Raw genomic sequence first — 25,351 nt, 5'->3', positions numbered from 1 at the left:
GGTCCTTCCCCTCATGCCGTCCGTCATCCGCGGCTCCGATCACCGCAGTTCATCGAAGGCCGTGCCCAAAGTGCTCAATGCCTCGGCGACGTGCGGCAGTTCCAGGGGCGCCGGGGACGCCAGCGACCGTGCGCGCTCTTCGGGCGTCGCCCCCGCGAGCGGCCCGGTGGAGACGCGCACCCGCAGGGCGCCCAACTCGTCCCCGAACCGGTGTCCACCGGGCACGGGCGCACCCAGCCGCCCCGTCAGGTACTCCTCCAACTCCATCGAGTCGTTCACCCCGCGGTCGGCGAGGGCGGGGCGCAGCGGTCCGAGGTCGACGTACAGATGGCGCCCGGCCTGCGGCGGGCGGGCGAGGGCGCCGGACGCGAGGACGGCGAGGTGGGCCGCCTCCGCGAGCTGGCAGTGCAGGGCGGCGGCCCGCTCCGCCCGGTCCAACACGGGTGCCGGTTCGTCCAGGGCGTACGCGGCGGCGGCCGCGACGGGCTCCGCGACGAACGCGCCGAGGGCGGTCAGCACGTCCAGGGTCCGCCCCCGGTGCGCCCGGTCGGACTCCGGGAACCGGGCGACGGCGGCCGGCCACGACGACGGCAACAGCGCGCCCACCAGGTCGGTGAGGACGGTGACGTCGTCGGGACACATCTCCGCCGGGCTGACCAGCACGGTCTCGTGCGGCCGGTGCAGGGTGTCCCGCCACGTCTCGTCGCTGATGACGTGCAGCCCCTCGGACACGGCCGCCTCGCACGCCTCCCGCACGAGTTCGGGCGGCGCCGCGCTCGCGGTGGGGTCGTCGGCGACGGAGAGCAGCAGCACGCCGGGCCGGCCGCCCTCGGCCCGCACCCTGCGCACGGTCTCCAACAGCGCGTACGGATCGGGTACGCCGCCGCTCTCCGCGGGCGTGGGCACGTGGTACGCCGCGTGCCGCAGCAGCCGGGCCTGCGGCGTCCACCAGGCGGGGCCCGGCCGGGGCAGCAGCACGTCCCCGTCGTACGCGGCGAGCAGGGCGAACAGCAGCGACTGCGCCCCGTTGGCGGCCACGACCTCGTCGGGGCGGGTGCGCAGTCCGCGGCGGGCCCAGTACCCGGCGGCGTTCTCGCGCACCGCTACGGTGCCGCCCGGGGGCTCGCCCGAGACGCGGGCGGCGGCTTCGGCGACGACCGTGACGAGCTCCGCCACCACCGGGAGTCCCGCCTCGGGCGCACCCGGGCCGAAGCGGACCGGCCCGTGGTCCGGTGCGGGCCCGTCGCCCTCGGTGCGGCCGGGGGCCATGCGCGTCACCTCCGTCGCTCGTGCCGCGGCGTCCTCGTGCCGTACCGCCCTCCCCAACCCTTTATACGGACGCCCCGGGCCGTCCGCCCGTCGACCGGGGCCACCCGCGCCGGGCCGCCGTGCGGTGGTCGGGGGCCGATCGGCGGGTGGGGAGCGTGGACGGGTGCGATGGCGGGTAACCGCGAGCCATGAACGACACCGAACCCCGACACCGGTGGATGAGCCGGTGGGACCGACGGATCTTCCAGGGCGTGGCCCGGCACCAGTGGCCGGGTGCGGAGCCGGTGCTGCCCCGGCTGAGCCGGGCGGCCAACCACGGAGTGCTGTGGTTCGGCGCTGCGGCCGGCATCGCCGTCGTCGGGCGCGACGCGCGGGCCCGTCGCGCGGCCGGGCGCGGTGTGGCCTCGCTCGCCGTCGCATCGGCGCTGATCAACACGGTCGGCAAGCGCGCGGTCCGCCGGTCGCGTCCGCTGTTGGACTCGGTGCCGCTGATGCGGCAGTTGAAGCGGCAGCCGTTCACGACGTCGTTCCCCTCGGGCCACGCCGCATCCGCCGCGGCGTTCGCGACGGGCGTGGCGATGGAGTCGCGGGGGTGGGGCGCGGTGGTCGCCCCGGTCGCCGCTTCGGTGGCGTTCTCCCGGGTCTACACGGGCGTGCACTATCCGAGTGACGTGCTGGTGGGCGCCGCGCTCGGGGTGGGTGCGGCGTTCGCGGTGCGCGGGCTGGTGCCGACCCGTTCCCAACTGTCGCCGCCGGCGGCCCACGCGGTGGATCCACCGGCGCTGCCGGACGGCGACGGCCTGGTGGTCGTGGTCAACCGCCGGTCGGGATCGGCGGCGCTGGCGGGCCTGGTCACGGCCGCGCTGCCGCGTGCGGAGGTCGTCGAGTGCGAGCCGGACGAGGTGGCCGCGGAGCTGGCGCGGGCGGCGCAGCGGGCGCGGGTGCTCGGGGTGTACGGGGGCGACGGCACGATCAACGCCGCGGCCACGGTCGCGGTCTCCCGCGGTCTGCCGCTCGCGGTGTTCCCCGGCGGCACGTACAACCACTTCGCGCACGACCTGGGGATCGAGTCGGTGCAGGACACCTGTCGTGCGCTCGCGGCCGGCGAGGCGGCGCGGGTGGACCTGGGGCGCTTCACGCCGGGCCCGGTCGCCTCGGCGGGGCGGGCGTCGGTCGGGTACTTCGTCAACACGCTCAGCCTGGGGGTCTATCCGGAGTTGGTGACCTACCGGGAGCGTTGGGAGCACCGGGTGGGCGGCTGGCCCGCGGGGGTGCTGGCGGCGGCGAAGGTGCTGCGCCGGGGTCGTCCGCTGGTGGTCGAGGTCGCGGGGCGGCGGCGCCCGGTGTGGCTGCTGTTCGCCGGGAACGGCCTGTACCGGCAGTCGGGTCCGGCGCCCGGCAACCGCCATGACCTCTCGGACGGGCTGTTGGACGTCCGGATCGTGCACGGCGGCGCCAATCCGGGGCTGCGGCTGGTGGCCGCGGCGCTCGCGGGTCCGCTCAGCCGCTCCCCCGTCCACGCGGCCCAGCAGCGCCACCGGGTGCGCGTCGCGGGCATCGCACCGGGGACCCCGCTCGCATACGACGGCGAGGTGACCGACTGCCCGGGCACGCTCACCGTCGACAAGCTGCCCCGGGCCCTGGTGGTGTACCGCCCCGAGCGCCTGCTCTGACACAACCGATGGCTCACATGGTGAGACGCATATCCCGCAATGCGATACGGCACCTCTAAAGTGAAGTCACCGTCGGCCACCGTCGAGAGGACCCACTGCCGTGTCTGACCCCGCCGTACGCGAGACCGCCGTCTACACCCACGGGCACCACGAGTCCGTGCTGCGCTCCCACACCTGGCGCACCGCCGCCAATTCCGCCGCGTACCTGCTCGGTGAACTCCGCCCGGGGATGCGGGTCCTGGACATCGGCTGCGGGCCGGGCACGATCACCGCCGACCTGGCCGAACTGGTCCCCGGCGGCCACGTCACCGGGGTGGACCTGGCGTCGGACGTCGTCGAGCAGGCACGGGCGCACGCCGCGCAACGGGGCGTGGACAACGTCCGGTTCGCCGTCGCGGACGTCAACGCGCTGGAGTACGACGACGGCTCGTTCGACGTCGTCCACGCCCACCAGGTCCTCCAGCACCTCGGCGACCCGGTGGGGGCGCTGCGCGAGATGCGCCGGGTCTGCCGGCCGGGCGGTGTGGTCGCCGTCCGCGACAGCGACTACGCCGCGTTCGCCTGGTATCCGGCCGTGCCCGCCCTGGACACCTGGTCGGCGCTGTACCGCACGGTCGCCCGCGCCAACGGCGGCGAGCCCGACGCCGGTCGCCGACTCCAGTCCTGGGCGCGCGCCGCCGGCTTCACCGACGTCACCCCCGGCGCCGGCCTGTGGTGCTTCGCGACCCCGCAGGACCGCGCCTGGTGGAGCGGGCTGTGGGCGGACCGGACCACGGCGTCGCAGTACGGCCGGATCGCGGTCGACGGCGGCCACGCGACCCGCGACGAGCTGGCCGCGATCGCCGACGGCTGGCGCGAGTGGGGTGCGCACGAGGACGCGTGGTTCCTCGTGCCGCACGGCGAACTGCTCTGCCGCGCCTGACGGGCCGACGGGGTGGGACTGCGCGAACAGCCCACCACCGGCCGAAGGGGTGTTCCACGGCCCCGTTTCCGCCGTCCGGCGGTGCGAACTACCCTCCCCCGTATGGAAATCCTCGGAACCACCCTGCGCATCTGCGTCGACGACCTGGACACCGCCACCGCCTTCTACGAGCAGCTCACCGGCAGCACCGCGCACCGCTTCGACCGCGGGGGCGTCTCGGCCGCCGCGGTCGGCTGCTTCCTGCTGATGAGCGGCCCGGCGGCGGAGTTGGAGGTGCTGCGCAAGGTGACCGCCACCATCGCGGTGAACGACGTGGAGGAGACGCACGCGAAGCTGTCCGCGGTGGGCGCGCAGGTGGTCGCCGGCCCGTTGACCACGCCGGTGGGACGCAACCTGCTCGCAGTCCACCCCGACGGTTCCGTCTTCGAGTACGCGGACCGCAAGACGTCCTCCTGAGCCCGGCCGGGACCGCCGCCGAGCGGTCCCGGCGGCGGGTCACGACCCCGGGCGCATCCGGTACTCGTACGCGTCCGGGACCGGCCCGTCGGCCAGTCGGGCCCACACCTCGTTGAGGACCTCGGAGCCCTCCCGCAGGTCCGCCACCTCGAACCCGGCGTCGAAGATCGCCCGGGCCTCGTCCAAAAGGCCCTCCGCGACCAGCAGCCGGGCGTGGATCAGCCGGAAGCGTCCGCGCTCTTGGACCCGGGGGCGCAGCCGGGCCCACACGGAGCGGGCGTCGGCGGTACGGCCCACGGCGAGCAGCGCCTCGATCGCCTCCCGCCCCAGCGCGGCCGTCGCCGCGGTCCAGCCCTCCCCGTCGTCCCGGCGCTCCTGGCACAGGTCGTCGAAGGCGTCCAGCCAGCGCTCCGCCGCCCGCTCCGGGTGGCCGCCCTCCTGGTCGGCGACGGCGAGGCAGCGCAGCAGCGGCCACCGGGACGGCGCGAGTTCGAGGCCGCGTTCCCAGCTGCGGACGGCTTGGGCGCGGTCGTCGGCGTGCCACTGGGCGACCCCGAGGTGGTACTCGGTGAGCGGGTCGGCGGGCGCGGTCTCCAGCATGTCGCGCCAGGCCGGGGAGACCAGCGAGGGCCCCGGCGGGGCGACGCGGCGCGGCTGCGGCAGCGCGCCGGTGGTCAGCAGTTCGCGCCAGGGCGCCTGTTCGTCGCCGATGGTGGACTCGTCGAAGGGCGTGCCGGGCAGTTTCACCCCGGAGCGCAGCGCTTCGAGCGCGCCCCAGCCGGAGCCGACCGCCAGGGTGCGGGCCGGTTCGGCGTCGGCGCTGGGCCGCCAGGCTTCGTACGCCGCGTCCACGGCCGACCTGGGCAGTGCGCGGGCGAGCTTCTGTTCCACCTCGGCGACGGCCGCGGGCCAGTTGTCGCCGTGCACGGTGCCCGCGTCGGCGGCCAGCGGACCGTACGACTCCAGCCAGCTGAACTCCTCGCCGGGCTCCAGCCTCACGTGCTCCAACTGGGTGCGGGCCAGACCGGCCTGGATCTCGGCGTACCCGACGGTGCCGGGCTCGGTCAGCCACTCCTGCCAGCGGCGGCCGCCGCGCCCCGCGCCCCACACGAAGAGCTTGCGGCCGCGCAGCAGGTCGGTGGAGGTCTGGACGAGCCCGCGGCCGTCCTCGTCGAGCGAGGCGATCCACTTGCGCGCCGGGGCGGGCACTTCGTAGAAGTAGTCGCCGGGGAACTCGCTGCGCAGCGGGTACGTGCGGTCCACGTCGCGGAACTCGGGCACCGGCACCCGGCGCAGGGTGCGTTCGTAGCCGAAGTACCAGGCTTCGTCGGCGGGGGCGACGACCCTGGTCCTCGGGTGTTCCTCGACGGCGATGTTGGACCACCAGTACACGGGCGCGGTCCGCTCGTGCGGATTGCGGATCCGCACGCCGACGTGGAGGAAGTCGGAGTCCGCCGGCAGCCACAGGTCGACCTGGAACGGCAGGTCGCGCAGCCGCTCCCACTCCCACAGCCGCACCATCTCGCCGCCGTCGGGCGCGGGCACCACCGCGGCGTGCAGCGGGGCGCACGACAGGGCGGTGTGGCCGGTCGCACCGATGTTCCACTCGATGCCGCCGGAGAACCAGGCGCCGTTGAGCGCGAAGTCGGCGGGTTGGAACACCGGGTTGACGTAGAGGAGTTCGCGGTCGGTCGGCTTGTGGTGCAGCGAGTGGATCCGGCCGCCGAGACCGGGCAGCACGGTGGCCCGCAGCCGGTCGTTCTCGATGACGATCGCGTCGAGTTCGGCGGGGGCGCGGTCGCGGCCGTAGCCGTCGAGTATCCGCACCGGCAGCAGGGTGCGCAGCGGTTCGTACCCGATCTGCCGCGCCATGTCGCGCGGCAGGTCCCGCTTCGCGTGCTCGTCGAGGACGTGCACCTCGTCGAGCGGCCGGAGGGCGGGTAGTGGATTCGCCGCGCCCACGGGGGCCGCGGGCAGGGTCAGTACGGTACGCCGCACGGTGGTGGCCAAGGCAACCTCGCTTCGTTCGCGCCTTCTTCAGGGGCCCGGTGCGCCCGGGGGTTCGGTGACCATGGAACAGGTTCCGGGGCGCGGCGAACAGGGCCCGCGCACCAGGCCGTGTCGTCAAGATCCCGCCTGGCCCACGGCGGCCGTCCCGCGCCGCGCCCGCCGGCCGGGTCACTCCGCGAACGCGGCCACCAGCAGGTCGGTGAGGAGGGCCGCGGCGGTGGCGTCCGGGTCGAGGTCGGGGTCGTAGATGGTGACGTTCATCCCGACGCAGCGCGGCGAGCGCACCAGGGCCCGCAGCACGGTGGCGGCCTCGTCGGGCAGCAGTCCGTGCGGGTCCGGGGCGTCCACCGCGGGCATCACCTCCGGGTCGAGCGCGTCGGCGTCCAGGTGCACCCAGAAGCCGTCGAGCGCTTCGGTCTCCAGGCTGGTCACCACGCCGGCGACGGTCTCGGCGGTGCCCCAGCGGCGCAGCTCGCCGACCGTGAGCACCGGGATCTTCAGCTCGGCGAGTTCGACGAGGTCCTCGTCGCCGTCGCGGATGCCGATGAGTCGCACGTCCTCGTCGCGCAGGTAGGGGCCGAGTCCCTCCAGGTCGGTGAGGTCCCGTTGGCCGCGGCCGGTGGCGATGGCCAGCTCTTCGCCGCCGGCCGCGCCGACGGCTTCGGCGCCGGAGTTGCCGACGTGCCGGAAGTCGGCGGAGGCGTCGACGGCGGCCAGTCCGTAGCGCCCCAGGCGGCGCAGCGCGAGCGAGGCTCCGAGCTGGATGGAGCAGTCGCCGCCGAGGACGAGCGGGAACGCACCGGTGCGCACGTGCTGTTCGATCCGGTCGGCGAGACGGGGGGTGTACGCGGCGATCGCGGCCGCGTTGAAGACGCCGTCGCCGGGCTGCCACGTGCCGCGGTCGTAGCGCGGCGGCACGACGACCCCGCCCTCCAGGGCGCGCAGCCGCTGCACGATCCGCTGCTCGCGCAGGGCGCCGGCGAGCTTGTAGCAGCCGGGGACGGTGCCGGGGGCGGGCGGCCGCAGCCCGAGGTTGGAGGGCGCGTCGATCACCACGATGTCTCGCATGGCCCCATCCTCACCTCAAGGGGCGGGCGCTTCAACGGGGGTTCGCTCTGGGCCCAAGGGCTTCGCGCAGTTCGGTGGTGATCGCCCAGCGCTCGTGGTCGCGCCACGCCCCGGCGATGTGGAGGAAGTCGGGCGAGTAGCCCTCCAGGCGGAAGCCGGCCCGCTTCACCAGGGCGATGGAGGCGGCGTTGCCCGGCTGGATGTTGGCCTCCAGCCGGTGCAGGGACATCGCCGGTCCGAAGGCGTGGTCCAACACCAACTCCAGGCCCTCCCCCAACAGCCCGCGGCCGGCTGCGTGCACGAACGCGCCGTAGCCGAGCGCCCCGCAGCGGAACGCTCCTGCGACGATGTTGTTGATGTTGATGAAGCCGGCGATCCGGCCGCCGTGCTGTCGCTCGCAGACGAGGAAGCCCGCCTTGTCCCCCCGGTCGCGGCCTTCGATGAGCCTCGTGGCGTACGGCACGTACTCCGCGGGCCGCAGCGGCGGGTGGAGCCACGGGCGGTGCAGTTCGGTGCTGGCCCGGGCCGCCGCGCAGAACTCCGCGCCGTCGTCGAGGGTGAACGGGCGGACGGCGACGCGGACTCCACTGACGAGGTACGACATCGCGCCAGCCTCTCCGCGCCGCCCGGGCACGTCAACCGCGCTCAGCGGGCGGGCCGCGCGGGCCGACGCGTCACCCGGAGCGGCGGCGGAAGAAGAGCCCGCCGCACAATGCGCCGACCAGGAACATCAGCAGCAGCGCGAGGTAGAGCGGCATCGTGACGAGCGGAATGATCAGCCGGATCCGGACCTGTTCGGTGTTCTCGGCCATGAAGACGATCGCGAGGACCACCAGCGCCACGACCAGCGTCCGGGCGGGGGTGAACCAGTCGGTGACGCGCCCGCGCCCGCTCCTGCGCACCCTCGGTGCTTCCTTGGGGCTCATGGCTCCAGGATGGCCCCGGCCGGCCGGGGCGACCCCGGGGGCGGGGCCGTACGGGTGACGCGGCACGGGCGTCAGCGGGGGTTCGTCGAGCGAACCACCCACCGCGCTGCATTGTTGTCTGACAAGCTAGCCCTTTGTTTGCCGCTGAAGCACCCGACCCAGGAGGCAGTGTGACGACCAGCCGACGGCAGCGCCGACCCGTCGTGGTCCTGTACGAGCGGATCGCCGACGCGATCCACACGGGCGCCCACCCGCCCGGCTCGACCCTGCCGTCCGAGCCGCAGCTCGCCAAGGAGTTCGGGGTCAGCCGGCCGGCCCTGCGCGAGGCGCTGCTGTTGCTCCAGGAGGACGGGCTGCTCACGGTGCGCCGGGGCGTCGGCCGGACGGTGAACGCCGCGCCGCCCCGACGCGGCTACGAGCACCTCCAGCCACTGGAGGAACTACTCGGCGCGGGCGGCGCGCTCCGGGTCCGGCCGCTCGCCCGGGACGTGGAGGAGCCGACCGACTTCACCACCCAGCACTTGCACGCCCCGGCCGGCTGCGAGCTGCGGTTCTGGGAGTCCGCGCTGGTGGCGGAGGGCACGGCGGCGGCGCTCAGCCAGGAGTGGGCGGCGCCGGACGACGTACTGGCGCGCACGCACCCCGCCTTCGCCGTGGCCCTTCGCGACCCCGGCGCGACCGAGGGCTCCATGCTCGCGGTGCTGACCGGCGCCTCCCGGGAGGTCTCCCTCACCGCGCACAGCGGGGTCACGGCCACCCTGCTCGGGCGCCGCCGCGGGGAACAGTTGGACCGGGCCGCGGACACCCCCGCGGTGCTGGTCACCCAGGTCGTACGGGTCGGCGACGTCCCGGTCCTCGCCGCCAAGCACATGCTGCCGACGGGGTCGCCCGCGCTGCCCGTGCTCCAGTCGAACTGAGGTGTCGCGTACACTCCCACTGCATGCACTTGTCTGACATCATCCGCGCACCCAAGGTGGTCCTGCACGACCACCTCGACGGCGGTCTGCGCCCCGCCACGATCATCGAGCTGGCCCGGGAGTGCGGATACGACGCGCTGCCGACCACGGACCCGGCGGCGCTCGCCGTCTGGTTCCGGGACGCCGCGGACTCCGGGTCCCTGGAGCGCTATCTGGAGACCTTCGCCCACACCTGCGCGGTGATGCAGACCACCCGGGCTCTGGAGCGGGTCGCGGCAGAGTGCGCCGAGGACCTCGCCGCGGACGGCGTGGTGTACGCGGAGGTGCGGTACGCCCCTGAGCAGCACCAGGAGCGCGGGCTGACCCTCGACGAGGTCGTGGCCGCGGTGAACGCGGGCTTCCGCGAGGGCGAGCGCCGCGCCGGTGGCCGGATCGCGGTCCGCGCCCTGCTCACCGGCATGCGGCACACCGACCGCTCGCTGGAGATCGCGGAGCTGACCGTGGCCCACCGGGATCGGGGCGTCGCCGGCTTCGACATCGCGGGCGGCGAGATCGGCAACCCGCCGGCGCGGCACCTGCCGGCCTTCCGCCACCTCAAGCAGCACAACTGCCACTTCACGATCCACGCCGGCGAGGCGGTGGGCGCGGAGTCCATCCACGAGGCGGTGCAGGTGTGCGGCGCGGAGCGGATCGGCCACGGCGTGCGCATCACCGAGGACATCACGGTCCACGACGACGGCACCGCGACGCTGGGTCAGCTGGCGTCGTACGTCCGGGACAACCGGATCGCGCTGGAGGTCTGCCCGACGTCCAACCTCCAGACGGGCGCGGCGAAGGACTACGCCACGCACCCCTTGGACCTGCTGCGGCGGCTCGGCTTCCGGGTCACCCTGAACACCGACAACCGACTGGTGTCGGGCACCTCCATGAGCGAGGAGTTCCAGCACATGGCGGAGGCGTTCGGGTACGGGCCGGCGGAGTTCGAGGAGCTGACGCTGTCGGCGGCGAAGGCGACGTTCCTGCCGCTGCCGGAGCGGCAGCGGCTGATCGAGGACGTGATCCTCCCGGCGTACGCCGCGCTGCGCGCGGAGTCGGGCCGGCCCCAGGAGTCGTGACGGCGACCCGCGTCCCGCGGGCCCGTCCGCCTCGGCTCGGCCGGGGGCGCGCGCTTGCAGCTCGCGCCCCCGCGCCCCTGCGTCGTGCGCCCGGGGCTTCCACGCCCCCGGGCATGCTCGCCATAGCCCTGCGGGCCTGCTTGGCCACTACGGCCCGGTGGCGAGCTGCTCGCGCAGTCCCCCGCGCCCCTGGCACCCCCGCCGTAGGCTTACAGCCTGACTGGCCACTACGGCCCCGTGGTGGGCTGGCCGCGCAGCTCCCCGCGCCCCCCGGAGGTTCCTCGCCCCGCACAGGCACTTGAGGACCCCGTCGCCCCGGGCATGCTCGCCATAGCCCTGCGGGCCTGCTTGGCCGCTGCGGCCCGGTGGCGAGCTGCTCGCGCAGTCGCCCGCGCCCCTGACTGCCCCGCGCCCTACGAGCGTCGGGGCCACCGCAGGTTGCCCCGGGGCGGGTGCTGGGCTCAGCATCCTGCGCCCAGAGGGCGCGGATCTCCCCGAGCGCTGAGGTCTCCCCCCACGCCCTCTGGGCGAAGGGGGCGCGGAAAGCTGCGCGGCCGGCCCTCCACCCGGCGGGGGAAACCAACCCACGCCCACCAACACGGCGGAACCGTTCAGGGGCGCGGGGAACTGCGCGAACAGCCCACCACCAGGCCGCAGAAGCCAAGCAGGCCGCAGGGCAACGGCGGGGGTGCCAAGGGGCGCGGGGAACTGCGCGAGCAACCCACCACCGCGCCGCGGAGGCCGACGAAACGGCAGGACAACGGTGGGAACGCCCCCAGGCGCACTTGGGTCCCCCACGGCCTCCGGGCGCAGGGGGCGGGGAACTGCGCAGACCCTACACCCTTGCGACTCGAAAAGCGCCAGGTCAGACGCAGAAAAGCCCCGTCCGGCGCGTGGCCGAACGGGGCGTTCTGTTGTCTGGTTCAGGGCTAGCTGATCACGTTGCACGGGTTCAGCTTGGTCCGGTGGGTACGGCTTGGCCGGGCCGGATACGTTGCTGCCTCTGTCGCACACCAGAGAGGGCGTACGACCGTCGCGTGAGTACCGGCTCAGTGTTCGCGTGGCCGGTATGGCAACCGAGTGAGCCTGCCCCGCCACGGCTCCGGACCGGAACACGGCGCAGGTTCCGGAGCGGAGACAGGCTCACCGCACGGCAGGCAGTAGCCCCACCCCGTCTCAGGGTCTGTCACACACTCGGCGTGGCAGTGCGGGCACTCCTGCATGGTCGCCCTCTCAGGTCATGCCGTGATGTCGTACTCCCCGGCCTTCACAGCGGCCGTGAACAACGCCCACGACTCCGACGTCATGGTAACGACGGCCTCCGGGGCGTTGCTGTCCCGGAACGCGACCGTGCCGGGAACGTTGGTGGCCACCTCCGGGCAGTTCTGCACACCGGAGCGGGGGCGGCACATGGTCATGCCGACGAACTCGAATGCGGGCCGATCGGCCATGGTTCGTTTCCCTTCGTCGTGCTGCGGGGAGTCGGTCCCCGCGCCGTCATGCGACCCGCCCCGGCAGACGCTCAATCCTTGCCCGGTACGAAGGCGTCCGCCAGGGCGGGGGCTCATTCGGACGCCAGGCAGGCGGGGCAGTTCGCAGTGCGCTGCCACTGATCGACCTTGCCGGGCGCCCCGCACTTGGGCTGTCCGTCCTTGAGGAGGTGAACGGTCAGCAGATCATCGCCCGCCGTGCCGGTGAACTCGCGTACAGCGGGTGAGTGTCGGTCCGTCACAGCCACTCTCCCGACTCGAATCGGTAGGAGCGCGTGATGTGTGCCCGGTAGGCCAAATGACCGGGGTGGGCCTTGAGGTGAGCGACCGCCCACACGGAGCCGTGTCCGGACTCCTCGGACCTGTCGCTACTGCGTCCGCACTCCTTGCACTCCATGGCGTGCAGGAAGGGTTCAGCGTCGGGCGACGTGTCCGGGCCCAGGGCGTGTTCCCGGAATCGGTAGGTGGCGCGCATCATCCCTCCCGCCTGCACTTCGGGCACGGGAACGGGCACTTGGGCCACTGGGCGGGCGGAAAGGCGATCATTCCGGACACCTGGTCCCGCCGACCGCCGTACGCCTCCCACCACGGACGACCGTCAGGCGTCCTCGGGTCCACGGAGCCGCTGGCGAGACCCACCAGCCCCGGAGCCACGAGAGCGCCCGTGTGATGGACGGGTGCAGTCACACCGCACCACCACCCGTGAACTCCCGATACAACTCCACCTGCGCCAGAACCTCGGCGCACAGCGACTCCCACGACTCACCCGAGACCGTGGAGCACAGGTCCCGCGCGCGCTTCCCATGCTTCTCCCTCAGCCCGTCCACCGGGTACGGAGACGTCGCGTACCAGTGGGACGGCAACGCGTCGCGATACGGGATCGACGTGAACCACGACCAGCCATCAGGCAGCGACTCAGAACAACCGCCGACACTCACGACGTCTCGATCCCGAGGACGTACGGGAAGTCCGCTTGTAAGTTTGGGCACTGTCGTCAACCTCCACGAGGGTTGGTGACCACGCCCCCGGACGTTCGCGCGTCGCGGGGGTCCTTGCGACACACAGTCAACGGCCGTTGCAGCACCCGGGACAGGTGAAAAGGCGAGGTACGTCCTCGCATGACACCGGTGAATTTTACCTTCGCTCGTGTTTCTGGCGTCGCTCAGAGCTACCTTGGGGGCATGCCACAGCCGAACCGGAAGCTTGCAGCTCGGATGGAAGAACTCCGGCTCAAGCAGAGAGAGTTAGCACGTCTCATCAATACTGAGATCGGCGCTCTAACAGGGAAGCCGGGCAACGTAACTGACGCAGATGTGCGCCGATGGTTACGCGGCGAGACCAAGTGGCCGCAGGAGCGAATCAGGATCGGTCTGGAGAGGGTTCTCTCTGCGAGTGCTGTGGATCTAGGGTTCGTGCCGCGCAAGAAGCGAGCTGTCCCCACGGAGGAAGACCCCATGCGTCGTCGCACACTCCTCAGCGCTGCGGGCGGGGCAACCCTGGCCGTAGGAGCCCCGGACGCCACCGCCTCTCAGCGGCTTGGCATCAACGATGTTCGGCGCTTTCATCAGGACTACGTGGCCATTCTTCGGGACGACGACGCAGGGCGGGGCTCGAAGAGGGTGGAGAACCTGGCGGTCGAGCTGGCTTCTGGAATCCAGTCCGCCCTGGTGCAGTCCACGGCCTCAGCCCGCGTACAAGGCATGCTGCATCGGCTTGTCGCGGAGGTCACTTGCTCCGCTGCGTTCGCTTCGCTTGACGCCAAGGCACCGAAGCGGGCGCGTACGCACCTCGACAGGGCCCTGCCCTTCGCTGTCCTGTCTCGGGACAGCGAGGCAGCGTTTCATGTCTGGAACCACATGTTCCTAGCGTCCAGCATGCGGGAGAACCACCCTGAAGCTGTGGCAGGGGCAGAGGTGATGAAGCGCTCGTCAATCGCACGGCGAGATCCCCTGTACGCCTCTCTCGGTCACCTACGCAACGCCAACGGACTTGCCCGCGTACCGGCACGGCGGTCCGACGCTCTGCGAGCCCTCAGCGATGCCGAACGCGCCTTTGCGCGTGCTTCCGACCAAGAGCGGCCCGCGTGGATCAGGTTCTACGACAGCAGCGAGTTTGATGCCCTGTCCGCTTTCGTGTGGGTGGCACTCGGGGAGCACGAGAGGTCTGAGTATTGCCTCCATCGCACTCTTGCATCCATCTCGAAGGAAAAGACTCGCGATCGGGCCTTGTATACCGCACATTTGTCTCTCGCTCAGGCCAGACAAGGCGATTTGGAGCTAGCCAGCGCGACAAGTCGACAGGCGTACGTGTCACTACCTTTGACGTCTGAGTCAGGGCGCACGATCCGTACTTTGACTGCCACGCGCAAGATGCTCGTAGCCTCAGGGTCGAAGGCTTCCGAAGTGGTCGAATGGATTGAGGAGTCTGCCGAATGGACCTGAAGCGCTACACGCACGCGGACGCACGGGATGTGCGCTCCCTCCTCTTGGACATCCACGACGAGGCGTATGCCGATACCTCGGACGAGTTCCACTCGCGGGAGCGCTTCTCCCACTTCGTTGACCGCTGGTCTTCGCGAGAGGACTGGCTATGCATTTCAGGTTGGGAGGAGGGTGGCCCAGTTGGCTTTTCGTACGGCTCCATGTTCAAACCGGGCGGTTGGTGGAAGGGGCACCCCCGCCCCCGGATGCTCAGAGGATCCGTCTTCGCCCTGTCGGAACTCATGGTAATTCCAAAATGGCGCGGCAGTGGGCGCGCACAGACAATTCACGACACGCTACTCAATGAAGTGACGGCCGACATGGTCTCGCTTACAGTGGAAACTCAACGCCCCAGAATCCAGGCCATGTATGAGCGCTGGAAATACACCAAGGTAGGCGAAGCGAAGCCTTCTGACGACTCCCCGACGTACGCGGTCATGGTCCGGCAACTGTAAACAGGCACTCTGCTGGGATGCCATAACGAAGGAAGCCCCGAACATAACAGCCGGGGTGGACAATTTCCCTCCGCATCAGCCATTCAGTACATTCATCGGGCGCGCGGCGCCCTTCCCACCGAATACGGCGATACCGCAGTAGAATTCGATCCGGGTTCGGTAAACGGGCTTGTCATGCGCCCGGCCGAGATCAGTTGCCTGGATTCCGCCACTCGTCAGGCCCGTGACCGCCGCGTCAGCCTCGCTGGTCCCGAAGCGGACGGCGTAGATGTCGCCGGTTTCCATACCGCCTGTGCCCAGCGGTCAGCGGCAGTACGTCGGTTCCGTCCAACTTCTGTCCGGCATCGAGGAGCGGAATGCCGTTCCACATCGTGGTGCGCTTCCCCGCGATGTCGCCCAATTCACCGGGTGGTGGTCGACGACCGTGGCAGTGACCGAGCAGAGCACGCACCACGGATGGGCGTAGAGGTACGCGCGCCGGGTGCGCTGCCAACCGGTGCCGTAGGTCCGGCCAGCAGCGCCACCGGATCGGTCCGCTTCTCTCCGGTGTGCGGGGCAGCGACCATCGCGGGGGCAGTTCCGACACCCGGGCGTGGTGCAGGGTCGACGGGGTCGCCTGGGCAGAGACTGTCTCCTCACTTCTGGCACAGGAGCCCCAATCCATGCCCGAAAACCAGAGATCGAATGTGCGAACCGCAGTTGAGGGGCTACCTTCGGAGCACGCGCCACTGAAATTACCTGTAAGTCTCTGATACTCACTCGCGTACATGGCGAAATGGGCGCACGTTCCTGGACACACCGACTTCGACGGAGGGCCGATCCATGTCCGATACCCGTGTTCCGCCTGTTACCGAGGTTCGAGTCGGCGGGGTCCGTGTCACGGTGCAGCGCATCCCCGCGCGCCTCTTGACCGTGGTGTCCGCCTGTATTGCGTCAGGTATCACCGCATGGTTCACCGGGCAGTAGCCACACGTCTGAACTCGGTGTTCGTCCTGAGCCCGTGGCAGCCAGGGTGTGGTTCGGGCGGAGCTTGCGCGTACCGGGGTCGACCACCAGGTAGGACAACCGCTGCGAGTACTCGCGTGCGTTCTCGGCGCGATCAATGATCCACCGCCTATCGCGTTCACCCATCGAGTCCAGGCGCTCATAGGCGAAGATCACCCGGGCCTTGCCGAGGATCGGCACGACCGCTTCCGCGCCCTTGCGGCTGAACCGGTCTTGTGCAAACACCCACAGGCACGGCACCTCGCCGGCCAGTACCGCAGCCATCGCCGCGTCACACTTCGGGCGCTTCACGTCGGACCAAGCCGACAGGCTCTCTTTCCACACCTGCCGGACGCAGTACCCGTTCTCATCCGCCCACCGCGCCCCCGGTCCTACTGGTCTCGGATGGACAAGGCCCGCGCGCCCTCGCGCAGCACCTTGGACTTCCGCAGCGGTAGATCCACCTGGGGGCGACCGTGGCACGTGCACACACCCGCGCTTGAAGTTGTTCCCTCCATACTCCTTAGGCAGAGCGAAGGTTGCTTGCCGGAGCGCTCGGCAAGTACGGCAGTAGTCATGGATACCCCTAATGACCTGCGGGAACGGCCCGCGCCGGGCAAATCCCAGGGTGTTGGGACTACCTGCGCGAGCAACTCAACACCTGGCCGCAGAGGTCAAGCAGGCCGCAGGGCAACGGCGGGGGGATGCCCCAGGGGTACGGGGAACTGCGGATCAAGGGTTTAGGGGCGGGGTTTCCAGGGTCAGGGTCGCATCGGTTGCGTTCAGGCACGCCCGCACGCCCAGCGGCACCGGCATGTTGTTCTGGCCGTGGCCGAAGCCCAGTTCCTCGACCACCGGAACGCCCAGGCCGCCCAAGCGGTCCAGGAAGAGTTCCCGCAGGGCGGGGTAAGGGCCGCAGTTCGCCCAGGAGCCGAGGGCGATGCCGGCGACGCCGTCCAGCCAGCCGCTGCGGAGCAGTTGGGTGAGGATGCGGTCGAGGCGGTAGTCCTCTTCCTCCACGTCCTCCAGCAGGAGCAGCCCGCCGCGCGCCGACGGTCGGGCGTGCGGGGTGCCGAGGTCCGCCGCGAGAAGGCTCGCGCAGCCGCCGAGGGTGACGCCCCGGGCCAGGCCCGGGACCAGCGTGCGGGCCGTCGGCGCGCCCAGGGCGAGCCGGGTCTCCGGGGCGAAGAGCATCGCCCGCAGCGCCTCCCGCGAGGCGTGGTCCGTCGTGAAGCCCGCGGTGCCCGGCATCGGCGCGTGCAGCGTCGAGAAGCCGGCCCGTACGGCGAACGCCTCGTGCAGCGCCGTGACGTCGCTGTAGCCGACGAAGACCTTCGGCCCGGCCGCCCGGATCGCGGCCCAGTCGACCAGGTCGACCATGCGTTGCGCGCCGTATCCGCCGCGGGCGCAGAACACGGCCGCGTACGACGGATCGCACCACGCCGCCGTCAGGTCGCGCGCCCGCTCCTCGTCCCCCGCGGCGAGGTAGCCGAAGCGCGGGTGGGCGCCGAGGACGTGCGGCAGGACGACGGGGTCGAGTCCCCAGTCGCGCATCAGGTGCAGGCCGCGGTCGAGGGCCTCCGCGGGGACCGGCCCGCTGGGTGCGACGACCGCGACCCGGTCACCGACCCGCAGCCGCCGCGCCCGCACGAGCGGAGCGACAGCGGCAGCGGACGCGGCAGGAACCGGGGCCGGCCGCCGCACCCCCACCACGTCCGTCACGGCCCCAGCTCCAGCGCCGGCACGTCCGTCCGCTCGATGCCGAACGCCCCCGCGTACAGCGCCAACTCGGCCTCCAGCGCCCGCACCATCGTCTCCGCCTTCCGAAAGCCGTGCCCCTCGCCCTCGAAGGTCAGATACGCGTGCGGAATCCCTCGCTCCACAGCCAGGTCCCGCAGCCGTTCGCTCTGCACCGGCGGGCAGATCGCATCGTCCAGCCCCTGGAGCAGCAGGAACGGCGCGACGACGCGCTCCATGCGGTGCAGCGGGGTGCGTTCCCGATAGCGGTCGGGCACCTCCGCGAGCGGCCCGATCAACGAGTGCAGATAGCGGGACTCGAAGTCGTGGGTCTCGCCGGTGGCCCACCCCATCAGGTCGAGCACCGGATAGATGATGGTGCCGCATGCGTACGGAAAGACGTCGGGCCTGGTCAGCGATGCCGCCGCGGTCCAGCCGCCGGCGCTGCCGCCGCGCACCGCGATGCGGTCGGGGTCGGCCGTGCCCTCCTCGGCGAGCGCCCGGGCGACCGCCGCGCAGTCCGCCACGTCCACCACCCCCCACTGCTCGCGCAGCCGGTTGCGGTACTCCCGCCCGTACCCGGTGGAGCCGCCGTAGTTGACCTCGGCGACGCCGATGCCGCGCGAGGTGAAGTAGGCCACCTCCAGGTCCAGCGCGAGCGGGAACCGTCCGGTGGGCCCGCCGTGCGCCCAGATCACGAAGGGCGGCAACTCGTCGTCGGGGCCGGTGTGCCCGGGGTGGTGCGGAGGGTAGAGCTGGGCGTGGATCTCCCGGCCGTCGGGCCCGGTGAAGGTGCGTTCCTGGGGCCGCGGGTAGTGCGCGGGGTCGACCGGGTCGCGGTGTTGCGCGCCCACGACCCGGGTGTGGCCGGTGCGGGTGTCCAGTTCGACGACCTCGTAGCCGCCGTACGGCCCCGCGGCCACGCCCACGACCCGCTCCCCGAGCCCCACCAGGTCCGACGTCCACTCGGTCCACGGGCCGACGGCGTCGACGAGTTCGCCGCGCTCGGGGTCGAGCACGCCGAGCGTCGTGGTGCCCCGGCCGTGGACGACCGCGATCAGCCCGTCGTCCAGCGGGCACAGCCAGCGCTGGCCGACCTTCCACAGCGCGCCGCCGAACTCCTCGTTCCGCCCGGGGCACAGCGCGGTGCCGGTGGTGGCGTCCGGTCGCCGCCGGTACGGCCGCCACCAGCCGGCTGCGTCGGAGACGTACAGCAGGGAGCCGTCCGGCGCCCAGTCGACCTGGCAGACCGACTCGTCCGGCCCGCCGGCCACCGTCCGCACGTCGGTGATCCGCCCGTCGTCCGTGACGTCGCCGAGCAGCACTTCGGTGCCGTCCCAGGGCATCCGCGGGTGGTCCCAGACGATGCGGGCGGCGTGCCGTCCGTCCGGGGAGAGCCGCAGGCCGGTGGTGAAGCGGTGCCGGTCGTCGGTGAGTTCGCGTACGGCGGCGCGGTCGTCCGCGGCGGAGCCGTCGAGCGGGACGGCGGCGACCACCCGGCGCACGTCGGTGGGCGCGGCGCCGGTGAACTCCTCCAGGACGCACCACACCTCGCCGCGGTCCGCCCGAAGCTGCGGATCGGCCCACCGCAGCCCCTCCCCCACGGCGGAGAGCGGGGTCAGCGGGCGCGGCCGGGCACCCGGTGCATCGGGCTCGTAGGCGTACAGCCGCTGGTCCGCGAAGTGGACGAAGACGACGAGCGCGGTGCCGTCGGGGCGCACCGTCCCGGCCCAGGGATGGCCGCCGTACTCGACGACCCGGCTGCGGACGTTCCACGGCGCGGGCAACACGGACTCCTCGCGTCCGTCCGCGCGACGGCGCACCAGGGTGCGGCGGCCGTCCTCGGCGGGGCGGGGCGCGGTCCACCAGACCTCTTCGCCGACCGTGCCGAGGTATTCGGGGCGTCCGTCGTGCAGCGCGGCGAGGTCCGCGCCGATCGGGGACGGCCAGGTGCCGTACGCGGCCGCGCCGGTGTCGGTGGTGGTCGTCATGCCGGGCCCCTTCACGCCGACCGCAGGTAGTGGTCCAGGACGTCGACGCCGAAGTGCAGGGCCTCGACGGGCACCCGTTCGTCGACGCCGTGGAACATGGCCGCGTAGTCGTAGCCCTCGGGCAGCTTCAGCGGCGAGAAGCCGTAGCCGGTGATGCCGAGGCGGGAGAACTGCTTGGCGTCCGTGCCGCCGGCCATGCAGTACGGCACGACGTGTCCGGTCGGGTCGAAGCGCTCGACGGCGGCCCGCAGCTTGGCGAAGGTCGGCGAGTCGACCGGGGCCTCAAGCGGCACCTCCCGGTGGTGGAACTCCCACTCCACGTCGGGCCCGGTGAGCCGGTCCATCGTGGCGTGGAACTCGTCCTCGCCGCCCGGCAGCATCCGGCCGTCGACGAAGGCGGTGGCGTGCCCGGGGATGACGTTCACCTTGTACCCGGCGTTCAGCATCGTCGGGTTGGCGCTGTTGCGGACGGTGGGTGCCACCAGGTCGGCGGCGCGGCCGAGCTTGGCGATCAGTTCGTCGGCGTCGAAGTCCGCGGCGTAGGGGTCGGTGTCGATGCCGTGCAGCCGGCCGAGTTCGGCGAGTGCGGCGCGCACGGTCGGGGTGAGCCGCACCGGCCACTCGTGCTCGCCGATGCGGGCGACGGCCGCGGCGAGCCGGCTGACCGCGTTGGCGGGGTTCACCTTGGAGCCGTGTCCGGCGGTGCCGTGCGCGGTCAGCTTCAGCCAGGCGGTGCCGCGCTCGCCGGCGGCGATCGGGTAGAGCGTCATCCCGGGGCCGGCGTGGAAGCTGTACGCCCCGGACTCGCTGATGCCCTCGGTGCAGCCCTCGAAGAGTTCGGGGTGGTGGTCGGCGAGGAAGCCGGAGCCGTCCTCGGCGCTGGCCTCCTCGTCGGCGGTGAAGGCGACGACGACGTCCCGGCGCGGTCGCACCCCGGCGCGCGCCCAGGCCCGTACGACGGAGAGCACCATCGCGTCCATGTTCTTCATGTCGACGGCGCCGCGGCCCCACACGACGCCGTCGCGGACCTCGCCGGAGAAGGGGTCGACGCTCCAGTCGGCGGCTTCGGCCGGGACGACGTCGAGGTGTCCGTGGACGAGGAGGGCGTCGGCGGTCGGGTCGGTGCCGGGGATGCGGGCGACGACGTTCGTCCGGCCGGGGGTGCGCTCCAGCAGTACGGGTTCCAGGCCGGCGGCGGCGAGGCGTTCGGCGGCGTACTCGGCCGCGGGCCGCTCGCGGCAGTCGCCGCCGCCGCGGTTGGTGGTGTCGATCCGGATCAGCTCGGAGGTGAAGGCGACCACCTCGTCCCGCGCCCGCGCGTCGATCGGCGACCCGGTCTCCTGGAGGGTGCTCGTGGGGTTCGTCGACTCAGCCATACTGTTCCTCCATCGCCGCCGAGACGACGGTCGTGACCGCCTTGAAGGCGCGGATCGCTTCGTACATGGTTTCGCTGGTGTAGGCGACCTTGCGTTCGCCGCTCGGCTGCACGCCGGGCACCACCGTGGCCGAGCCGACCAGGTGCTCTGCGTCGAACTCCAGCTCCACGGTGAACGGGCCGGCGGCCGCCGGCTCGTGCCGGACGGCCAGCGCGGTCGCCTCCTTGGCCGCCGCCCGGATGTCGGCGGCGGTACGGGTGGGGGTGCGGCACACCGCGGCGTAGCGGGACACGTGGTCCTTCACCGCGACCTTGCGGGCGGCCGGCGCGTACCCGTCGGCGTCCACGCAGGTCAGGTCGTCTCCGGTGACGAGGACGACGGGGACGCCGTACTCGGCGACGACGTGCGCGTTCAGCCAGCCCTCGCTGGCCCGGTCGCCGTTCAGCCACACCCCGGTGATGGAGTTCGCGAGGTACGTGTGGGCGAGGACCCCCTCCGTGCCCGCGCCCGTGTGGTAGCCGACGAAGGCGATCCCGTCGACGTCGCCGTGCTGGACGCCCTCCACCATCGCCAGGGCCTTGTGGCGGCCGGTGAGCATCTGGACCCGCTCGTCGAGCCGTTCCAGCAGCAGGTTGCGCTGGGTCCAGTGCGCCTCGTTGATCAGCACCTCGTCGGCGCCGCCGTCGAAGAACCCGAGGGCGGCGGCGTTCACGTCGGAGGTGAACATCGACCGGCACCGCTCCCACTGGGGGGTGCCCGGCAGCACGTCCGCCGGCCAGGTGACTCCGGTGGCGCCTTCCATGTCGGCGCTGATGAGGATCTTCATGCTGCCTCACATTACGCCCAGGTCGACGGCGTGCGGCAGGGCCTTCCGCCCCTTTGACCGGCTTCGATCAGGGCCGCGAGCCGCAGCAGCCAGGCGTCCTCGTGGGGGCCCGCGACGAGTTGGAGGCCGACGGGCAGGCCGTCCACCGGCCCCACGGGCAGCGAAACGGCGGGGAAGCCGGTGCTGTTGGCGGCGGCGGTGAAGTGGTCGCCGACCTCGGGCCAGCGCAGGGTGCGCCCGTCGGTCAGGGGGAGCTCGGTGGCGCCGATCGGCGGGGCGGTGACGGCGACGGTGGGCGTGGCGATCGCGTCGACCGAGCGGAGCGCGGAGTGCAGTTCGCGTGCGATCCGCAGCCGCTGCCAGTGCGCGTCGCGCACCTCGTCCGCGGTCAGGCACGCGCCGGCGGACAGGAACGCGCGCACCCGGGGGTCGGTGGACCCGTCGGTCACCGGGGACCGCAGCGCGGTCGCCGCCTCCGCGGCGAGTACGGCGACGTTGGCGAGCACCGAGGTGCGGGTGGTCAGCGGCAGTTCGAGGGGGACGACCTCGATCGCGTCGGGGAGCGCGGCGAGCGCGCTGCGGCAGGCCGCGTTCACCGCCGGGTCGGCCGTGGCGGTCCAGTCGACGGGCCAGCCGACCCGGACCCGGCGCCGGGCGGGCGCGGGGACGGGGCAGGAACCCGGGGCGGCCATCGCGAGGACGGCCGCCAGCGCCGTGGCGGTGTCCTCGGTGATCACGCCGACGTGGTCGAGGGAGGGGGCCAGCGGCACGCAGCCGTCGCGGGGCAGCAGGTCGTACGTCGGCTTGAAGCCGACGACTCCGCAGAACGCGGCCGGGATCCGTACGGAACCGCCGGTGTCGGTGCCGAGGGCCGCCGTCACGAACCCGGCGGCGACGGCGACCGCGGAGCCGGAGGAGGAGCCCCCGGCGATCCGGGTGTCGTCCCGGGGGTTGCGGGTCTCGGGCCGGTGCGGATTGCCGTCCAGGCAGACGGCGAGTTCGGTCATCGTGCACCCGGCCACCAGCCGGGCGCCGGCCGCCCGCAACCGGGCCACGGCCACCGCGTCCCGGTCGGCGGGCGGGGGCGTCGCGGCCCGCCCGGCACGGCTCGGGCGGCCGTGGACGTCGACGTTCTCCTTGATGCCGAAGGTCGTCCCCGACAGCGGGCGGCCCGGGGTGAAGTCCGCGGCCCAGTCGGTCCAGGTGAGCGCGCCGAGTCGGCCGTCGAGTCGTTCGGCCCGCGCGGGATCGACGGCGGCCCGGGGCGCGACGGGCCCGCTCTCCGGCAGCTCCGGCAGCTCCGGGCGGGCGACGGGCGGGTGCGGAAGGACGCAGTGCGCGGAGCCGGGCAGTTCGGCCAGGCCGGTGCGCAGCGCGTCCAGTTCGGCGCGGGCCGCGGCGTCCGGCGGCACCGGTCGGCCGGTCATCGGGCACCGCCCGTCCAGCGGGTGACGCCGCCGACCACCGTCTCCCGTACGCCGACCTCCGCCAGGCCGTCGGGGTCGACGGTGAGCGGATCGTCGTCGAGCACCACGTAGTCGGCCAGCCGTCCGGGGGTCAGAGCGCCCTTGACGTGCGCCTCCCCCGCGACCGTCGCCGACCCGACCGTGTAGGTCCACAGCGCATCGGCGGCCGTGATCCGTTGGCTCGCGCCGAGCACCACCCCGTCCGGGGAGGTGCGGGTGACCATGTCCCGCAGCGCGATCAGCGGCTCGAAGGGCGCCGCGCTGTGGTCGGACGCGCCGGCGACCGGGACCGCGTGGTCCAGCAGGGTCCGGTGCGGGAACATCCGGTGCAGCCGCTCGGCGCCGTACCACTGGAGCAGCTTGGTGCCGTGGGCGGTGAGGTACGAGCCGAAGGGTACGGCGGCCAGACCTGCGGCCTTGATCCGGGCCGCCAGGCCGGGGCCGAGGACGGTGCAGTGCTCGATGCGGTGCACGGGTCCGGGGCGCGGGTGGGCCGCTTGGACCTGCTCGACGACGTCGAGGAGCACGCCGATCGCCCGGTCTCCGTTGGCGTGGACGGCCATCGTGCTGCCGGCGCGGTGGACCCGTTCGAAGAGCGCGTGCAGTTCGGCGGTGGGGGTCACCTGCTCGCCGTGGTCGGGCGGGTCGGAGTCGCTGAAGGGCTGCTCCAGCAGACAGGAGCGGCCGGCCACCGCTCCGTCGACGAACGCCTTGAACCCGCCGATGCGCAGCCAGGAGTCGCCGAAGCCGCTGCCGACGCCGAGTGATAGGTAGGCGTCCGCGTGGGCGACGTCGACGAGGGCGTTCACCCGGACCGTCAGCCGGCCCCGGCGGCGGGCCTCCTGGTAGCGGCCGAGTTGCCCCGGGGAGACCAGCGCGTCGCCGATCGAGGTGATGCCCGCGGCGTGGTACCGGGCGGTGAGGCGTTCGACGCCCGCGATCCAGCCGTCCGTGGACGGCTTGTCCACGATCGCCTCGTCGCTCCACAGCAGCCGGAACAGCTCCGGTCCGTGCACCCGGCCGTCGGGCACCCGCTCCGGGTCGAGCCCGGCGATGTGCAGGGCCCGGGTGTTCAGTACGGCGCTGTGGTCGGAGACGTGGGTGACCAGGACCGGTGCGCTGTCGCCGAGTGAGTCCAGGTCGCCGCGGGTGAGCGCGCGGGGCGCGGTGCGGGTTTCGTCGTAGCGGTGGGCGCGGACCCACTTCCCGGGGGCGGCGGCCCCGATCCGGGCCGCCAGCGCGGCCAGTACCGCCGAGAGCTCCCCGAACTCCGCCGTGCTCAGGTCGATCTCGTCGGATCCGTCGGCGAGGTCGCCGAGGTGCTGGTGGGCGTCGTTGAAGCCGGGGACGATCACCCCGGGGCCGTGGTCGAAGTGTTCCGCGCCGGGGAAGCGGGACCGCAGCGCGGCCGTCGTCCCGGTGGCGACGACCTGTTCGCCGAGGACCGCGAGCGCGGTGACGGGCCGGTCGGTCCCGGCCGTGCCCGGGGCGCCGGCCATGGTGTGGACGCGGCGGGCGCTGACGATGCGTACCGCCTTCATGCCGGACCGATCAGGGCCAGCAGCGGGGTGCAGTTCTTGTTGTTCGTCGGCCAGTTGTCCACGGAACAGGAGGTGAGGACGACGACGGCCGGGCGCAGCAGCCGCAGGGCGACGGAGTCTCCGGCGGCCGACGCGGCGGGCAGCACGTTCAGGGTGCCGTCGGGCTCCGGGGCCGAGTTCTGGAAGAGGTTCACCGGGTCGGGCACCACCGGCAGCGTGACTCCGGCCGAGGCCGCCGCCGCGAGGAAGTTGTCGTGGCAGTTGGGGTGGTCGACGAGCCCGTGGCTCTCGTAGAGCCAGCGGTTGCAGGGCGGGAAGAGCATGTCGTGCCGGCCGGGCGAGTCGTCCGCGGTGAACTCGGCGATGGGCGCGCCGAACTGGTCGGTGAACGACTCGCCGGGCCGGGGGAACATCCGGTCCAGTCGGTCCCTGGTGTGGCTGGTGGACAGCCAGCGGCCGTGGTCCGCGGCGTCGATCACCCACAGGTCGCCGACCTGGTGTCCCTCCACGTCGACGATGGTGACGAGTTCGCCCGCGGCGACGGTGAACGCGCGCCCCTGTCGTGCCGGAACCGTCACCGATCGTGCGGTCTCGTTCATTTGCTGCTCTCCACCTCTTGGTCGGGGTTCTCTTGAAGTGCGTGCCGGGG

22 protein-coding genes are annotated in these 25,351 nt (G+C 72.5%); 6 read left to right on the top strand and 16 right to left on the bottom strand.

The genetic code is table 11. The features are described from left to right. Nucleotides 1-39 precede the first annotated feature (39 nt). Nucleotides 40-1,269: an aminotransferase class I/II-fold pyridoxal phosphate-dependent enzyme gene (locus ACH4E8_RS31765; RefSeq protein WP_398454841.1), complete on the bottom strand. Its 1,230-nt coding sequence runs from the start codon at nt 1,267-1,269 to the stop codon at nt 40-42. A gap of 188 nt (nt 1,270-1,457) precedes the next feature. Between ACH4E8_RS31765 and ACH4E8_RS31760 the strand changes: the two genes are divergently transcribed. From ACH4E8_RS31760 to ACH4E8_RS31750, 3 genes are all read left to right on the top strand, one after another. After that, the gene (locus tag ACH4E8_RS31760; protein ID WP_398454840.1) at nt 1,458-2,942 is read left to right on the top strand and encodes a bifunctional phosphatase PAP2/diacylglycerol kinase family protein; all 1,485 of its coding nucleotides are present in this window, start codon (nt 1,458-1,460) and stop codon (nt 2,940-2,942) included. 100 nt (nt 2,943-3,042) lie between these two features. Then, entirely contained in the window at nt 3,043-3,864 is an 822-nt protein-coding gene (locus ACH4E8_RS31755) for a class I SAM-dependent methyltransferase (protein ID WP_398454839.1), read from the top strand. A gap of 102 nt (nt 3,865-3,966) precedes the next feature. Further along, nucleotides 3,967-4,320 carry a VOC family protein gene (locus ACH4E8_RS31750; RefSeq protein WP_398454837.1) on the top strand — a complete coding sequence of 118 codons (354 nt, stop codon included), beginning with the start codon at nt 3,967-3,969 and terminating at the stop codon, nt 4,318-4,320. A 39-nt stretch (nt 4,321-4,359) separates the two neighbouring features. Here ACH4E8_RS31750 and ACH4E8_RS31745 read toward each other — a convergent pair whose 3' ends face one another. The 4 genes from ACH4E8_RS31745 to ACH4E8_RS31730 form a co-directional block, all read right to left on the bottom strand. Continuing rightward, nucleotides 4,360-6,330, bottom strand: coding sequence for a DUF5107 domain-containing protein (locus ACH4E8_RS31745; protein WP_398454835.1), 1,971 nt, complete (start codon nt 6,328-6,330; stop codon nt 4,360-4,362). A 168-nt stretch (nt 6,331-6,498) separates the two neighbouring features. Next, nucleotides 6,499-7,398, bottom strand: a complete 900-nt coding sequence (locus tag ACH4E8_RS31740; protein WP_398454834.1) for an arginase family protein — start codon at nt 7,396-7,398, stop codon at nt 6,499-6,501. A 31-nt stretch (nt 7,399-7,429) separates the two neighbouring features. Then, nucleotides 7,430-8,002: a GNAT family N-acetyltransferase gene (locus ACH4E8_RS31735; protein WP_398454833.1), complete on the bottom strand. Its 573-nt coding sequence runs from the start codon at nt 8,000-8,002 to the stop codon at nt 7,430-7,432. 70 nt (nt 8,003-8,072) lie between these two features. Further along, nucleotides 8,073-8,324, bottom strand: coding sequence for a lipopolysaccharide assembly protein LapA domain-containing protein (locus tag ACH4E8_RS31730; protein ID WP_398454832.1), 252 nt, complete (start codon nt 8,322-8,324; stop codon nt 8,073-8,075). A 170-nt stretch (nt 8,325-8,494) separates the two neighbouring features. Between ACH4E8_RS31730 and ACH4E8_RS31725 the strand changes: the two genes are divergently transcribed. Both ACH4E8_RS31725 and ACH4E8_RS31720 read left to right on the top strand, forming a co-directional pair. Next, entirely contained in the window at nt 8,495-9,241 is a 747-nt protein-coding gene (locus ACH4E8_RS31725; RefSeq protein WP_398454831.1) for a GntR family transcriptional regulator, read from the top strand. Between the two features lie 23 nt (nt 9,242-9,264). Beyond that, on the top strand, nt 9,265-10,356 hold the full coding sequence (locus tag ACH4E8_RS31720) for an adenosine deaminase (protein WP_398454829.1): 1,092 nt from the start codon (nt 9,265-9,267) through the stop codon (nt 10,354-10,356). Nucleotides 10,357-11,594: 1,238 nt separating this feature from the next. Here the strand turns inward: ACH4E8_RS31720 and ACH4E8_RS31715 are convergent. Next, on the bottom strand, nt 11,595-11,807 hold the full coding sequence (locus ACH4E8_RS31715) for a DUF397 domain-containing protein (RefSeq protein WP_398454828.1): 213 nt from the start codon (nt 11,805-11,807) through the stop codon (nt 11,595-11,597). A 113-nt stretch (nt 11,808-11,920) separates the two neighbouring features. Further along, entirely contained in the window at nt 11,921-12,088 is a 168-nt protein-coding gene (locus ACH4E8_RS31710) for a hypothetical protein (protein ID WP_398454826.1), read from the bottom strand. A gap of 2,189 nt (nt 12,089-14,277) precedes the next feature. Here ACH4E8_RS31710 and ACH4E8_RS31705 point away from each other — a divergent pair. After that, nucleotides 14,278-14,781 (top strand): GNAT family N-acetyltransferase, encoded by a 504-nt coding sequence (locus ACH4E8_RS31705; protein ID WP_398454825.1) that lies wholly within the window; start codon nt 14,278-14,280, stop codon nt 14,779-14,781. A 75-nt stretch (nt 14,782-14,856) separates the two neighbouring features. Here the strand turns inward: ACH4E8_RS31705 and ACH4E8_RS31700 are convergent, their stop codons facing one another. The 9 genes from ACH4E8_RS31700 to ACH4E8_RS31660 all read right to left on the bottom strand — a co-directional run bounded on the left by ACH4E8_RS31700 (nt 14,857) and on the right by ACH4E8_RS31660 (nt 25,301). Next, a complete protein-coding gene (locus ACH4E8_RS31700) occupies nt 14,857-15,066 on the bottom strand; it encodes a hypothetical protein (protein WP_398454824.1) in 210 nt (69 codons plus the stop codon). Nucleotides 15,067-15,714: 648 nt separating this feature from the next. After that, on the bottom strand, nt 15,715-16,110 hold the full coding sequence (locus ACH4E8_RS31695) for a hypothetical protein (protein WP_398454823.1): 396 nt from the start codon (nt 16,108-16,110) through the stop codon (nt 15,715-15,717). Nucleotides 16,111-16,497: 387 nt separating this feature from the next. After that, complete coding sequence (locus ACH4E8_RS31690; protein WP_398454909.1) at nt 16,498-17,478, bottom strand: LD-carboxypeptidase; 981 nt, start codon at nt 17,476-17,478, stop codon at nt 16,498-16,500. A gap of 5 nt (nt 17,479-17,483) precedes the next feature. Beyond that, nucleotides 17,484-19,493 (bottom strand): prolyl oligopeptidase family serine peptidase, encoded by a 2,010-nt coding sequence (locus ACH4E8_RS31685; protein ID WP_398454822.1) that lies wholly within the window; start codon nt 19,491-19,493, stop codon nt 17,484-17,486. 11 nt (nt 19,494-19,504) lie between these two features. Next, nucleotides 19,505-20,869, bottom strand: a complete 1,365-nt coding sequence (locus ACH4E8_RS31680; protein WP_398454821.1) for a M20/M25/M40 family metallo-hydrolase — start codon at nt 20,867-20,869, stop codon at nt 19,505-19,507. Next, nucleotides 20,862-21,695: a M55 family metallopeptidase gene (locus tag ACH4E8_RS31675; protein ID WP_398454820.1), complete on the bottom strand. Its 834-nt coding sequence runs from the start codon at nt 21,693-21,695 to the stop codon at nt 20,862-20,864. Before ACH4E8_RS31675 ends, ACH4E8_RS31680 begins: the two co-directional genes overlap by 8 nt. A gap of 11 nt (nt 21,696-21,706) precedes the next feature. Continuing rightward, on the bottom strand, nt 21,707-23,122 hold the full coding sequence (locus ACH4E8_RS31670; RefSeq protein WP_398454819.1) for an amidase: 1,416 nt from the start codon (nt 23,120-23,122) through the stop codon (nt 21,707-21,709). Further along, nucleotides 23,119-24,702, bottom strand: coding sequence for an amidohydrolase (locus ACH4E8_RS31665; protein ID WP_398454818.1), 1,584 nt, complete (start codon nt 24,700-24,702; stop codon nt 23,119-23,121). Before ACH4E8_RS31665 ends, ACH4E8_RS31670 begins: the two co-directional genes overlap by 4 nt. Beyond that, a complete protein-coding gene (locus ACH4E8_RS31660) occupies nt 24,699-25,301 on the bottom strand; it encodes a DUF1989 domain-containing protein (RefSeq protein ID WP_398454817.1) in 603 nt (200 codons plus the stop codon). Before ACH4E8_RS31660 ends, ACH4E8_RS31665 begins: the two co-directional genes overlap by 4 nt. Nucleotides 25,302-25,351 lie beyond the last annotated feature (50 nt).

The sequence above is a fragment of the Streptomyces sp. NPDC017979 genome (assembly GCF_044328175.1).
Lineage (GTDB): Bacteria > Actinomycetota > Actinomycetes > Streptomycetales > Streptomycetaceae > Streptomyces.
Note: the sequence above shows the minus strand (reverse complement) of the source record. Positions and strands in the feature narration are given on the sequence as shown.

What these genes read in the sequence shown, in the direction of transcription:
- ACH4E8_RS31735 (WP_398454833.1), bottom strand. Translation starts at nt 8,002, where the DNA reads ATGTCGTACCTCGTCAGTGGAGTCCGCGTCGCCGTCCGCCCGTTCACC.
- ACH4E8_RS31740 (WP_398454834.1), bottom strand. Translation starts at nt 7,398, where the DNA reads ATGCGAGACATCGTGGTGATCGACGCGCCCTCCAACCTCGGGCTGCGG.
- ACH4E8_RS31675 (WP_398454820.1), bottom strand. Translation starts at nt 21,695, where the DNA reads ATGAAGATCCTCATCAGCGCCGACATGGAAGGCGCCACCGGAGTCACC.
- ACH4E8_RS31760 (WP_398454840.1), top strand. Translation starts at nt 1,458, where the DNA reads ATGAACGACACCGAACCCCGACACCGGTGGATGAGCCGGTGGGACCGA.
- ACH4E8_RS31715 (WP_398454828.1), bottom strand. Translation starts at nt 11,807, where the DNA reads ATGGCCGATCGGCCCGCATTCGAGTTCGTCGGCATGACCATGTGCCGC.
- ACH4E8_RS31765 (WP_398454841.1), bottom strand. Translation starts at nt 1,269, where the DNA reads ATGGCCCCCGGCCGCACCGAGGGCGACGGGCCCGCACCGGACCACGGG.
- ACH4E8_RS31750 (WP_398454837.1), top strand. Translation starts at nt 3,967, where the DNA reads ATGGAAATCCTCGGAACCACCCTGCGCATCTGCGTCGACGACCTGGAC.
- ACH4E8_RS31665 (WP_398454818.1), bottom strand. Translation starts at nt 24,702, where the DNA reads ATGAAGGCGGTACGCATCGTCAGCGCCCGCCGCGTCCACACCATGGCC.
- ACH4E8_RS31685 (WP_398454822.1), bottom strand. Translation starts at nt 19,493, where the DNA reads ATGACGACCACCACCGACACCGGCGCGGCCGCGTACGGCACCTGGCCG.
- ACH4E8_RS31680 (WP_398454821.1), bottom strand. Translation starts at nt 20,869, where the DNA reads ATGGCTGAGTCGACGAACCCCACGAGCACCCTCCAGGAGACCGGGTCG.
- ACH4E8_RS31660 (WP_398454817.1), bottom strand. Translation starts at nt 25,301, where the DNA reads ATGAACGAGACCGCACGATCGGTGACGGTTCCGGCACGACAGGGGCGC.
- ACH4E8_RS31720 (WP_398454829.1), top strand. Translation starts at nt 9,265, where the DNA reads ATGCACTTGTCTGACATCATCCGCGCACCCAAGGTGGTCCTGCACGAC.
- ACH4E8_RS31700 (WP_398454824.1), bottom strand. Translation starts at nt 15,066, where the DNA reads ATGGAAACCGGCGACATCTACGCCGTCCGCTTCGGGACCAGCGAGGCT.
- ACH4E8_RS31705 (WP_398454825.1), top strand. Translation starts at nt 14,278, where the DNA reads ATGGACCTGAAGCGCTACACGCACGCGGACGCACGGGATGTGCGCTCC.
- ACH4E8_RS31730 (WP_398454832.1), bottom strand. Translation starts at nt 8,324, where the DNA reads ATGAGCCCCAAGGAAGCACCGAGGGTGCGCAGGAGCGGGCGCGGGCGC.
- ACH4E8_RS31670 (WP_398454819.1), bottom strand. Translation starts at nt 23,122, where the DNA reads ATGACCGGCCGACCGGTGCCGCCGGACGCCGCGGCCCGCGCCGAACTG.